This is a genomic window from Silvanigrella paludirubra (assembly GCF_009208775.1).
In the GTDB taxonomy this organism is placed as follows: domain Bacteria; phylum Bdellovibrionota_B; class Oligoflexia; order Silvanigrellales; family Silvanigrellaceae; genus Silvanigrella; species Silvanigrella paludirubra.
The window spans coordinates 250,608-264,056 of the sequence record NZ_WFLM01000002.1 but is presented as its reverse complement, the minus strand read 5'-3'; the positions used below and the strand labels follow the sequence as shown (position 1 = coordinate 264,056).

Annotated in this window: 10 protein-coding genes; 3 read left to right on the top strand and 7 right to left on the bottom strand. The window is 26.6% G+C overall.

Translation table 11 applies throughout. The annotated features are described in order from the left end of the window. Positions 1-4: 4 nt before the first annotated feature. The 7 genes from GCL60_RS05365 to GCL60_RS05335 all read right to left on the bottom strand — a co-directional run bounded on the left by GCL60_RS05365 (position 5) and on the right by GCL60_RS05335 (position 10,919). Positions 5-1,684, bottom strand: a complete 1,680-nt coding sequence (locus GCL60_RS05365; protein ID WP_153418968.1) for a glycosyltransferase family protein — start codon at positions 1,682-1,684, stop codon at positions 5-7. Positions 1,685-1,735: 51 nt separating this feature from the next. Next, positions 1,736-2,866 (bottom strand): aminotransferase class V-fold PLP-dependent enzyme, encoded by a 1,131-nt coding sequence (locus GCL60_RS05360; RefSeq protein WP_153418966.1) that lies wholly within the window; start codon positions 2,864-2,866, stop codon positions 1,736-1,738. Between the two features lie 113 nt (positions 2,867-2,979). Further along, complete coding sequence (locus tag GCL60_RS05355; RefSeq protein WP_153418963.1) at positions 2,980-3,744, bottom strand: tryptophan 2,3-dioxygenase family protein; 765 nt, start codon at positions 3,742-3,744, stop codon at positions 2,980-2,982. A gap of 190 nt (positions 3,745-3,934) precedes the next feature. Beyond that, a complete protein-coding gene (locus tag GCL60_RS05350; protein WP_153418961.1) occupies positions 3,935-7,375 on the bottom strand; it encodes a TcdA/TcdB pore-forming domain-containing protein in 3,441 nt (1,146 codons plus the stop codon). Positions 7,376-7,393: 18 nt separating this feature from the next. After that, positions 7,394-8,608, bottom strand: a complete 1,215-nt coding sequence (locus GCL60_RS05345; protein WP_153418959.1) for a hypothetical protein — start codon at positions 8,606-8,608, stop codon at positions 7,394-7,396. 188 nt (positions 8,609-8,796) lie between these two features. Continuing rightward, a complete protein-coding gene (locus tag GCL60_RS05340; protein WP_153418957.1) occupies positions 8,797-9,696 on the bottom strand; it encodes a TrmH family RNA methyltransferase in 900 nt (299 codons plus the stop codon). A 2-nt stretch (positions 9,697-9,698) separates the two neighbouring features. After that, positions 9,699-10,919, bottom strand: a complete 1,221-nt coding sequence (locus GCL60_RS05335) for a DNA recombination protein RmuC (protein ID WP_153418955.1) — start codon at positions 10,917-10,919, stop codon at positions 9,699-9,701. A gap of 281 nt (positions 10,920-11,200) precedes the next feature. Between GCL60_RS05335 and GCL60_RS05330 the strand changes: the two genes are divergently transcribed. From GCL60_RS05330 to GCL60_RS05320, 3 genes are all read left to right on the top strand, one after another. Continuing rightward, the gene (locus GCL60_RS05330) at positions 11,201-11,728 is read left to right on the top strand and encodes a DUF2058 family protein (protein ID WP_153418953.1); all 528 of its coding nucleotides are present in this window, start codon (positions 11,201-11,203) and stop codon (positions 11,726-11,728) included. A 71-nt stretch (positions 11,729-11,799) separates the two neighbouring features. Then, entirely contained in the window at positions 11,800-12,924 is a 1,125-nt protein-coding gene (locus GCL60_RS05325; RefSeq protein WP_153418951.1) for a DsbA family protein, read from the top strand. 42 nt (positions 12,925-12,966) lie between these two features. Then, positions 12,967-13,449 (top strand): c-type cytochrome, encoded by a 483-nt coding sequence (locus tag GCL60_RS05320; protein WP_153418949.1) that lies wholly within the window; start codon positions 12,967-12,969, stop codon positions 13,447-13,449.

Here is a 13,449-nt window from a genome sequence, read left to right as displayed (position 1 = left end):
TTTTTTAATTTGAACATTTGATAAAAATATCTGCATAACCTCTATTATACCAATGCCTAAGATTTAAAATTGGTTTTAAAATGGAGTTTTGAAAAAGATAAAATTCATTTTCATAAATAGGGATAGATCTTGATAAATAGACAGTTTTACAATGATCTTTATAGAAATTTGTTTTAACAAAATCAATATTATTTTTATCTAAATATAAGTAATTATAATAAAATTTACCTTTATTTTTAAAAAGATGAATATATTCTTGATTTGAACTTAATAAAATAAAATTATGCTGATTTTTAATATAAAAATAACGATTTAAATCGCATTTTAAATTTTTTGTTATGTCATCACATTGAATGTCTTTGTTGAATCCGTAATATTCAGGAGTTTCTACATTTTTATCTAAAAATTCGAGAGCTTTTATGTCATGGTGTTTGAATCTTTGAGCGAAAGTATTTAAAAAACCAAATGAAATATTTTCAATTTTATAAATTGTAAATAAAAGAATAAGTATGCTATTTATAGAAATAATGATGAATGAGATATTAAATATTGCTTTTAATGATTTAAGCGCTATTAAATATTTATTATTAGAAATATTATCATTTATTAATTTATATAAATAAAGAATAGATTGACATAAAATAGGGACCATTAATATAAAAATAGGAAATAGAAATCTTTCCTCTTTGTGTCCAATAAGGCTATGAAAACCAACAAAGCTAAGAATAGACCATAATAAAATGCTTTTTGTAAACTTTATTATAGAGATAAAAATTCCTAAAATTATAAAAAATCCCAAAGGGGGGGCAAAAAAATCAAATAAAATATTTATATAATAATAAAAAGGAGAAACTCCAAAATTAGCAGCAACTCCTTTTAATATATTGTAATCAAAATAATTCCAGGGTGCGAATACTAATTTTCCATAGCAATATGTATCAATTAAAGTTCCTAAAAGAATACAAATTCCAATAGGTGAAAAATATGTTAATATAAATAATAATTTTCTTTTCGTATTAAAAAAGATCCATAATGCAAAGCCAATTATAAAGAAGGCACTTTGAAATCGAGTTTCAAAAGCAAATCCAGAAAAAAGTCCCGATAAAAAAATACCAAAATGATTGAAAGATAGTTTTTGTTTTAATTCTGAAATATTAAATAATTTATCTTTAATAGAAAAAATAAAGGTAGAAAAAGAAAGTAAAATAAATGTAGAAGAAATGTTTTCGGATGAGGTTCTTGCAGATAAAAAGGGAAAAATATAAAATAAAAATATAATTCCTGTTGATATCTTCCAAATTTTGTTTCCATTAAAAATTTTATATAATGTCAAACTAAATAGACATTGACCAATAAATGCAAATAAACTCGACTCAAGGCGAATTAAAAAACTTATAAAAAAAGGATCATTCAAATTAAAAAAAAGTGAAAATAATTTTAAACTCAAGAAATAAGAAAAGGGTTGAAACCAAGGACGTATTTGAGAATTATATTCCCAAACCATTTTATCTGGACTTGTATTGAAAGTTAAATTATGAATAAATTCGAGAATTTGATAATGCTCATCTTGTTGGTAATATCCTAAAGTACTATAAGCGGATAAAATATTTGCTAATAATCCTAAAGTAGCAATAAAAAAAAAGAATTTTTTATTTGAAATATTTGAAAAATAATGAAGTAACATCAAATCCTCTGATTTATAAAATATCTATAGATGATGAAATTTAATATGAATTTATTCAAAATATGATGACATTATATTTTTAAACTGTTCAATTTCATCCCAAGTATTATAAATATGCGGAGATATTCTAATACCATAACTTTCTTTTCTATCAACATATACATTTTTTTTAATTAAAAAGTCTAATAAATTTTTATCATTATTTGACTTAACGACTAGAGTTCCACCTCGCTGATTTGGCTCAATAGGTGAATTGACAGTAATAGTTTTTAAATTTTGAAAAAAATGAATTAAGGAATCAATATATTTTTGATTTAAATTATAAATTTCTTCAATTCCAATATTCATTAATTTATGAATGCTTTCTGTTGCAAGTATCATAGGCAAAATATTAGGAGTGCCATCTAAAAATTTACATGCTGAATTAGCTAACCTAAAGTCTTCTATGTCTTCTGTAAAAATATTTTCTAATGAAAACCAGCCACAAGAGTTATTTTTTAAATTTTCATTTATTTTTTCATTTATCCATATAAATCCAGCTCCAGATCCGCCACAAAGCCATTTTATACAAGACCCCATGATAAAATCACAGTTTAATTTTTTTAAATCAATGGGAACGATACCAACGGATTGGGCTATATCAACAAGACAAAAAATATCAAGTTCTTTGCATTTGTTTGCAATTTGATATATAGAATTTTTATAAGATGTGGAATATGTCGTGTGTGATATAACTGCAATATGTGTATTCATATCCAATTCTTTTTCCCAAAATTCAAATGGTACTTTCCCATTTTTACTTTTTATTATTTTTATTTCATAGTCATTTTGAATGAATTTTTTTAAAATTAGAATTATTGAGGGAAACTCTAAATCACTAATAAGTATTTTTTTTCTTTGTTTTCTCTTTGGTAATGAGGATAATATTTTAATAAAGCCTGTAGAAATATTGTTTTGATAACAAAATTCTTTGGATTTTCCATTTAATAACAAGGATAAAGATTCATGATATTTAGATATGGAAGGTATCCAATCTTCCCAAGCGAACCCCCCTTTTTTTTTCCAAGAATTAAAATACTCATTTTTAACTAATTCTTGTTCATAACTAAAACATCCTAAAGAATGGTTTATAAAATAGATACCTTCAGGTTTTATGAAGCTACTTATTAATTTATGATTCATAAATTTTATTGCCTTATCTTCTTTTTATTTATAAAATAATAAACAGATTTTATTTCTATGATATTAAATTTGGATTTGATATTTAATATAATTATATTTGAGTTTAATTTATATTAATTTACACTTGAATTTTCAGATAAACTATCTCTTACAATACCATATTGACTTCCCCATTCTGAAGTCATTTTTGATCGAATATCCCACAATTCTGGGAATAGAGAACGCGCTATTCTGTTTGTAAGATTTGTAACAACATTTCCTTTCATGGAATGCGCTTGTAATCCTATGCTTCTTCCTATTAATTTCATGTGAAAATAAAGAAATTTATTGTAGAGATCATCAAGTTCTAAAAAGGATTCCGCAATAATAAAAGCATCACATTGTTTATATTCTGTATTATAAATTTTATGAAGGTTATCTATATTGTCATTTAAGTAAAGAGATTTAAAAGAACGCCATAAATAGGGAGCAATTTTAAGAAAAGATTTAAATCCTGGGGAGTCTTGACCGCTTCCATTCCCTAATTTTAGCCTAATGTCTTGATATTCTCTTGGAGACATAGGGTATAATAATTCTATTGTAGTTAGTAAATTTTTTTGTGCTTTATGGGCTCTACTAAAATTACTTAATATCCGATTTGTATTTTTTTCTAATATATATTTATTTATTTCTAATAAGGAATGATTTAAGGATTTAAAAAAAAGTTCTTCGGCTTGGTGGACTAATTGAAAATGCAATTCATCTGGGTTGCATAATTCAGGATATGTAGTTTGTAATGATAAAAGTTCTTTTGTTTTTAAATAAATTTCATAATCACTTTTTCCTTCGCCTACCATAATATTAGCAATATCTTCATAAAGAAGTTCATTGTTTTTCATATGATTCCCTTTAAAATATTTTATAAATATATATGTTAAATATATATTTTGTTATTTAAATTCTTAATCCATTCGATCACATTAAGTGCAAGATGGAATTTATATCATATTTTGAATAAAAGGAAATCAAATTTAATAAAATTTGATTTCCTTTAAAAACGACTCATATTAAAAAATAGATTACCAAAAATTACTTAAATAAATGATTTATAAAAAAAGCCATTTTTTTATTTTTGTCTATATTATGAATTATAATATCATTCTCTGTATTTTCTTCTTTCCATTCAGGATTTTGATTTTTATATTTTAGTGTAATTGTTTCTTTAGTTTTATCTATAGTATAATTTTTTGCATTAAAGTAGAAATGATCATTTATATAAAAGTTTTTATTTAAATTTGAATCATGAAAATAGTACCTGTCATGATGATGTTTGCTTTCTCCCAAATATATTTTATTGTTTTTAGATATAATTAATTTGTTTTTATCTACATGATATTCTGCAGACTCATTATCGTTAATGATTATTTTAATTATTTTTGAATTTGTATTTATTGCATTTAAACTTTCAAATAGATTTTTTCCTAATTTATTTTGAGTCCATGTTTTACTGAGTGCTATTAAAGACAGTTCTTTTTGAGAATTTAATTTATAAATATATCCTTTTTTTGATTCAATATAAAAAGAGCCATTATCATAACTTGCTTTATGAATTGAAAAATTGTATGTTTTTATTTCTACTTCTTTATTATTAGTAATTTTAATTATCTTTGACAAGTTATCACTTGATGTAAAATAGTATTTAATGTTACCTATTAAAAAGCTATCAATAATTTCTTTTACATGAATAATTTCTTTTTTTAGTGATAAATAATAAAATTTAGTTTCATTTCCTTGAATGTCATTTGTTATTCTTACTAAATCGGATATATTTGTTTTGACTAAATTTATATCAGCTATAAATTTAATGGTATTATTTATTTTATATGCAGTAGATAATCCAAAAGGTCCAAAATGATATTTTAAATCGCAATATTTATTGTGGTTTTTATTCAGGTATAAATTTGCTTCTACCGAATTTGACAATTCATAATATTTTGTTTCTATTAAATGTAAACCTTTTTCGTTTAATTCATATAATGTATAAGTATTTGGGAATGTTTTTCTAATATAAAACTTATTATTTGCATAGTAACTGTCATATTTTATATATAATATTTCTTCCTTTGTTTTGTAAACTAATGTATTTGAATCTTTAAGCTTAAATACATAACTATTATTTATTTTTCCAATTACCTCAATTTCGTTATTATTAATGTAAGAGTATATGTACTCTCTTTTTTCGATGTCATAAAAAATAGTCTGAACTTCTGAATTCGGTTTTTCTAGGAAATTTTTTATTTTTAAATATCTATTTTTATATTTTATACTGTATTCAAAATTGTTAAAATATTTTTCAATTATATCAAATAAATCTTGATTATTGAATTTTTTAGCATCTAAAACCGGATTTATATTAAAGGGCAATATTCTACTATCTTTAAATATATAGACAACTCCAGTCGGGTCATGAATATAAATTTCACTTGGCTTTAATGTTGGAAAATGAATAGAATATTCTTTATTTTCATATTGAATATTTAACATTTTATTATTTTCATTGAAATTTACATTTTTTAATTTTTCATCAATATGAAAATGCCACGCATCTGATTTTAATAATTCTAATTCATATTTTGCTCCCTCTGATAAGTGAACATGATATGAATTTAAAGAATCTGATTTGTCATCGATAACATTAAATATATATTTAATATTATTTTTAGAAAATTGAGGTATTTTTGGAGTTAGAAAATATAAATCTTTGCTTTCTGAACTTAATTTAATTTTTATTTCTGTTTGTCTTCCTATGAAAACTAATCCAGCTAATGCTTTCTCTCCTCCCCAAAAATTAAACTCATCAAATATAAATTTTCCATTTGAATTTTCTTGTATTTTTCTTCCTACGTCAAGCTCCGCATCTCGTCTTGATATTATTCCTGGTACAGGGCTAGCATAACGGAGGCTTATTTCGTATTGAGCTTGATTTGGTAGAATGATTTTATCTATATTGTTTAATGGAAATTCAACAGATTTATTTTGTTTATAATAATTTCCTAATGATTCTCTTATTTTTATAAAGTTTTTTGGATCGGTATCAAATTCGTATATATTAGCTAAATTTCGAGATTTAATAGGAGGAGTAAGATGATCACCAAATGTTATTTTATAAGAATTATTTTTTGTGAAGTCTAATTCTTCAATAACGATGTCTAAATGATCGCTTTTTATTTCTTTATCTTTTTTTTCAAAGTTTTTATGGGCAAGAGAAATCATTGTTTCATCTTTATCAGGGTAAAAATTATTTTTAGATAAAATAAGATCATGATTTTTTTTGTAATCTAAAAAGTATTTCCCAGTGGATAATACTTGATCAATAGCATGGGCTGAAGCTTCTGCTAAAGCTGTAAATCCAACAGTAAGACCTGCGAAAACAACACCAAGTCCGCCTAAAAAAATGCCAGCCGTTGTTTCGCCAAGAATGGCTCCACTTCCAGATAAAATAACAGAAGCTGTGTCAAATGAGAGTTGGGTTTTATATTTAATAAGATCCGAATTATTTTCAGAATATCCTACCTCAAAAGCATCAAAGACAACATTAAATAGACTCAAACCGACATTTAAACCTGTAGAAATTTTTGAAAATGTTTGAAATGGTTTGATTGCTTGCATTTCATTGCTATTTATCATTTTAATAACATGAGTTATTTTAATTCCACTATCTACAACATCAGACGTAAGCTGTACTAAATTAGTATATATTTGAATTTTTATGATATTATTTAAAGTTGAATTTATTTTTATATCTTCATCATTAGCGAAAAAATCAATTATATTTTTAATTAAATAGGCATGTGATAAACCAATTGTTGGGTGCGTTAAATGAAGATCTGAGTCATTTTTCATTTTACTATGAAAAGCAGAACTATGAAATTCGATTAAATCGACAAAACCATTTATATTTTTTAATTCATTATTGTCATTAATAGAAAAATTTGTCCTTGTTTTAAATTTTTTATTATAAACTTCTATAGATTTTTTTGACTTATTAACTGTACTTAATAAAGGGAATAGGTCTTCATGAAGGTTTAATTTTTGAAATGACTCTTTAAATTTGTTTGAATAATAATGAGCTTCAAATGAAATTTCATTTTTATAGTTATAAATTTCATTTAAAAGACTCTTTTTTGTTTTTATGAAATAATCGTTATTTTTAATGTTTTTATTATTGATTTCTAAAGTATTTAGATAATTTAATACTTCATAAGCTGCATCAAATTTTTCATAAATATTTTCTGAGCTAATTTCATTTAATTGAATTAGTTTTTTATTAAAAATGATATATTCACTTTCTGTCAGTAATTCAGTAAATTCCTTTTCTTCAGTAACTATTTGCAAACAAGCTGATTTTGAAGTTGAGCGGTTTTCTGAAATATTTTTTTTATCATCAGACTTTGATTTTGAATTATTTTCAGAACAACTTGTTAAAAATAATCCAGATAATAAAATTGAGCATTTATATAAATTTTTCATATTGGGCCTTCGTGTGAATTAATTTTTTTTGCTAAAATCAGTTTCATAAAGATAATTTCTGAGTTCATTACTTACGGTTGTTATTTCTATTTTAATATTTGGTCTTAAAGCAGAAAATAAAATATAAGCATTTTTGCAAGAAGGACATGTCTCATAAGAAGTATATAATTTTAAAGTTCCAGATGCATACTGATTTAAATCACTTGTTTTTAAAGATTTAAACTTTTTAATATTTTGTATATCAATAGGAAATTTTTTTCCTAGGTTCCAAGTTTCGTGAAATTTATCATAAAGTAAACTATAAAAATTATTATTATTTTCGGTGTTTTTACTCGGGCTTGTTAGTTTTAATACTTCTTCTAAAATTAATGCTTCAGCATCCGATTTTCTTACTTTATTATTATAGTCTTTTACTTCAGAAGAATGTGTTTTTATAATTTCATCTGTTATATATTTATTTTCACCATCATATTTTTCACCTTTTTTGATTTCATTTTCTTTGTCTTCTATATCTTTATTTATTTTATTTATTTCTTCTTTTGCATTTTTAATTTGTGTTTCAAGATTCTCTTTTTTATTAGGAGATTTTGGAATTGCATTATTAAGAGTTTCAATTTTTTTATTCAAAGAATCTATTTTCTTTTTATTTTCTTCAATCACTTTTTTTAATTCGGGAAATTGATCTTTTTCGGGAGGTGAAAAATACTTTAACTTTTGAAATTCAGGTTCAATATAATTCGCAAAAATTTTATTTCCTTCAATAGCAGAATTTATTTGAAATTCGCCACTTATGGAATACAATTCATACTCTTTTTTATTTTCAAGATGTAATTTTCCAAATGAAAAAGTTTTTGGACTATGGCCTATATTAATACCTTTTTCATTTATTAATTGGTGTTTTAATTTGTTTTTTAAGAAATCACTAGTATTTGTATTATCTAATTGTGTAAAAATTTTCTTTCTTATTTCTGTTATTGCCGATTTAAAATATTCAAACTCAGTGCTATCTTTTAATGCCTTTTGAAGTTTGAAACGATTGCTGAATTCAATGCGAATATCACCAGTTATTTCCTTGTTTAAATCTTCTTTGCTTATGGATAAAGTTTGTTCTCTTAAAGAGTTGCTCGTAATTGGGCAAGTATAAACCTTAACAGAGTGTGCTTGAATACTTTGAAAGCAAAGAGTCCATACTGAGATTTTTAAAATGAATTGGACCTTTTTTTGAATAGACATTTTGTCCTTTCTTTAATTATTATTTAAAAATAATAAAATAGATATATTTCTATTTTAATTTATTTGCGTATTAAATTATTAGAAGAGCAATTTCAAATATTGGGATAATTAAAAAGATTTATAATTATTAATTATAAATCTAATATTTTTATAAATTTAAATATATGGAGGGGATATTTATTTAGAAATTAATTTTTATTTCCACGCCAATGCTCTGCTAAGATAACACTAGCAGCGCAAGCAATATTTAAACTTTCCACATTTCCAGAACTTGGAATACGGACTGTTTTATCTCCTGCTTTCATTAAGGGTGCTGTGATTCCATTTCCTTCAGAACCAAAAACAACGAGCATTTTTTCTGGTAATTTTTCTTCATAAATAGATTTACCAGTATGGCTTGAAGTGGTGAGAACTTTATAATTACTTGCTCTAAATCCTTGAACAGCTTTTTCAAAATTATCTGTAGTAATTACTTTAATCCATTCGGCACCACCTTCAGAGGTTCTATATGCAGATGCATTTAAAGCGGCTTCTGTATTTGATAAAAGAATAGCGTCTACACCAAAATTTGCACATACACGCATAATAGCGCCTAAGTTATGTGGATTTTGAACATTTTCAAGAGCAACAACACAGCCTGTTTTTCCAGTTGCTATTTTTTCTTTTAAGTATTCTTGGTAATTTTGTGATGGCATTTTTTTAATTAAAAAACAAACACCTTCATGGTGGTTTGATTCAGATACTTTAACAAGCTCTTCACTGGAAAGAATACGATAAGCAAGCTTTTTTTCGGAACAGTATTTTAATATTTTATTAAAATCTTTTATATTTTCATCTGTTAAATAAACACGGATGATATCATGAGGTCTTTTGTCAAATAGCATTTTGCATGCATGAATTCCACAAATTTTCATTTCAACATTTTTACGTGCTTTTGGAATTTTTCTATTTTCCCCATGTCTTTCTTGTGCTTCAGGTTCGTCTGAAGTTTTTTCAATTAATGGATTTTCTCTTTTTTTGAATTCAAGTTTATTTTCTTTAAATTCAGGCTTTTTTTTATTGTATTTAAATTTTTCTTTTTTTTCCAATTTTATTCTCCATTGTAGCTTATATACTCAAGTGATTCGCCTTGAGGTAATGTTTCAACTCTTGTTAACTTATTCGAGATTATTTTTGATCTGTGTGACGCTTCTCCAATTTGTTTACTTGCTTCATCAAGTTTTTCTTGTGTTTTCTCGAGAAGCTCGCCAAATCGACTAAAATCTTTTTTAATCGTACCTAGCAACTTTCGTATTTCATTTGAGCGCTTTTCAACAGCAAGAGTTCGAAATCCCATTTGTAAGCTATTCAAAAGTGCTACTAGGGTTGAAGGCCCTGTGATAACCACATTGTGTTCTCTACGCAGGTTCTCCTGCAAACCATTAATCCTTAAGACCTCAGAATACAATCCTTCTGTTGGCAAAAATAAAATGCCAAAGTCCGTGGTGTATGGAGGATCGATATATTTCCCTTTTATCTCTTTTGCAAAGAGTTTTATTTTTAATTCAAGCTGCTTTATTGAATTTTTTGTATCCTCCGTATTCCCTAATTCCGTAGACTCAATAATTCTTTGATAATCTTCTATTGGAAATTTAGAATCTATAGGAAGCCACAGTGGCGTTTTATCTTCATCATTTCCTGGAAGTTTTACAGCAAATTCAACTATGGCATTGCTGCCTTTTTTGGTTTTTACGTTTCGTTCAAATTGCTCTGGAGTTAAAAAATCGCTTAAAATTCTATCAAGTTGTTCTTCCCCAAAAATTCCTCTTGTCTTGATATTCCCTAAAACCTTTTGAAGGTTATTGACTTCTGTTGCCATTCTTTGCATTTCACCTATGCCTAAGTTGACTTGGTCAAGTCTATCACCTACTAGTTTGAAAGATTGATTTAAACGTTTTTCAAGAGTTGAATTTAGTTTTTCATCAACAGTCATACGCATTTGTTCTAATTTAATTTCATTTTCTTTTCTTAAATTTTCTAATTGGTATTCTAAAGTGTTTCGAACGTCTTTTATGCCATTTAAATTATTTAATGTTAAATTATTTAAGTGTAAAGCAAAATTTTCTGATATTTCTTGTCTTGTATTTTTCAAATTTAACATAAACTCTTCTCTGTTTAATCTCATTTCTTCTTTCATCAAATTTGCAACTTTTGAATCTGTAATTTCTATTTTTTTAATTAAATCTTTATGTTTATAAATTATTTGTATCCAGTAAATAAAAAAGGCAATTAGACTTATGAACATTATAGAATTATCATATATATAAGTCATTTATTTATCCCCAATTATTTTTAATAAATATATAAATTTTAAAGACACCTACATCTCTGATATTTTGCCATAAAAAACGGCATACCATTGAAGTTCTCATTTTGACGCTATAAGTCTTTTGTCATGCGGCGAGTTATCCACTTTCAATGTGGATAACTTATTTTGGATTTTCTTTAAATATGCCTCTTTTTTAGATTATTTAACTAAAAACTAAGATGCTGATTAAAATTGACAATTATGTTTTGTCAGGAGAAGGATGATAATTCAGAAGGGAGGGGGTTATGAGCTTAAGAGATCAGCTGTTAAAAGCGGGGCTCGTTTCAAAAAAACAGGCCCAAAAAGTCGAAGCCTCAAATCGGAAACAAGGCCACGATTCCAAAAAAAACAAAGAACTTGCAGATGCATTGCAAGCTGAAAAGCAACTAGAATTAGATAAAATTGAAGAAGAAAAAAATAAAAGAAAAGAAATAGATAAAGAGCTAAACAAACAAAGAGACTTGCTAATTCAACAAAGAGAAACTTATTATCGAGCAAGGCAGATTTTGAATAGTAATTGTTTAAACGCTCCTAATGCAACGGAAAGTTATTTTTTTGAAGAAAATAATAAAGTAAGGAAAGTTATGGTAACAGCATGGCAAAGAGAAATGCTTGCTCGAGGCAAAATGGGAATTGGCAGAATGCAAGATGAAGTGGATGAATTTTATATTATTCCTTTATTTGCAGCAAAAATTATTCAAGAAATAGCACCGCAAAGGCTTTTAACTCTACACTCGGAGCTGGACGACTCTGAAGAAATTGATTTTTATTAAAATGATTTAGAAAGTAGCTTCATTTTTTAAACTATGTATACTTATGTCAAATATTTTGGAGTACAAATCAAATGCAAGAAAATAAATCAATGAAATCAAATAATGCAAAAGTAATCGGTTTTTTTGTAGGAGGGCTAGTTCTTGGTGCCTTAGCGGCAACAGGTATTATGATTTCAAAAAATAGCAAAAAAGCAGTCGATTTGACTTCTACTTTAGGAAAACAATTTATTGTAGTTGATGGTAAAACCTGGGATTCAGGTGTATTGCCTGGCGATTCCGCAATGGATTATTTTACATTGCAAAGTAACATTTACAATGCGGAAAAAAACTTTGCAGGACAAACTGCAGTTCGTATTGCTCTTGCCAATGATGCTGGAAAAAAGGTAACAGCAACGGAACTTCCAAAAATCGAAGAATTGTTGCCTATAGCTAATGTCTCAGATGAAGAAGCTAAAAAATATTATGACAAAGTTGTAAATCAAATGGGACCTGGTTTTTTTGGAAATCAACCTTTTGAAAAAATTAAAACCCAGCTTCAAATGCAAATGTCTCAACAAAAAGCTGGTGAAACGATTATGCGTAAGTTGCAAGAATTAGAAGCAGGAGGAAGAATAAAAATACTTTTGACACCCCCTTTGTCACCTTCTGTTAACTTAGATTTAACTGGTTATCCTGTAAGAGGTAACAAAGATTCTAATATTGTTCTTGTAGAAGTAGCTGATTATCTATGTGCACATTGTAGAGAGTCTGAACCAGTAATGGAAAAAATTGTAAAAGAGTTTTCTTCAAAAGTTAAATTTATCAATATTGCGTACCCATTATCTCCTCAAGGATTAAGTGGGTCATTGGTTCGTGGTGCCTATTGTGCAACGAAACAAGGAGAAAGCTTATTTTGGGATTATCATTCAAAAGCATTTCAAGTTCCATATGCAAAAGCAAATGTTCCTACTGGTGTAGATCCTACAAAAGCGTTTAGTGATGTTGCAATTGAAGTTGCTAAAGAAACAAAATTAGATATCAATGCTTTTTCAAGTTGTTTAACATCAAATGAATCAAACGAATATATTTTAAAAGTACAAGGACAATTTAATTCATCAACAGGATTTAAAGGAACACCAACATTTTATTTAAATGGGAGATTGTTAGAGGTAAATCCTCAGCAACTTGAATCTACTTTAAAAACAGCTTTAAATTAATAGTGTCGTTTATTTTTTTTCAGAACCTTTAAGGGGGATAATGTGAAGGCTCCAGCCCGTATACTAATTGTTTCTACGTTGATTACTCTTTTTGTTGTTTTTATCGTTCTATATAGATACGATCTTTTGAAATTTAATAAAGGATCAAATGAAACGATTGCTGAAAATGCAGCTGCTCCTGTTGTCATGGAGTCAGAGGTAGCAAATGCAGCTCCGCCAAAAGGACCCTCTGCAGAACAACTAGCTAATGGTAAAAAGCTTTATGAACAAGCAACTTGTACCCTTTGTCATGGTCCTACAGGAAAAGCAGATAATCCTACTGGTCAAGCTATGAAAGCAACGAATTTAACCACAGGCCAATTTAAGCACAATAAGAATAATCTTCCTGCTGTGAAGTACATTGCTAAAGTGATTGAAGAAGGGGTTGCAGGAACAGGAATGGCAAGTTTCAAAACTCAAGTTCCAAATGAAAAAGATAGACTTGATTTAGCTGAATATGTTCATTCTTTAGCTGGAAAAAAATAA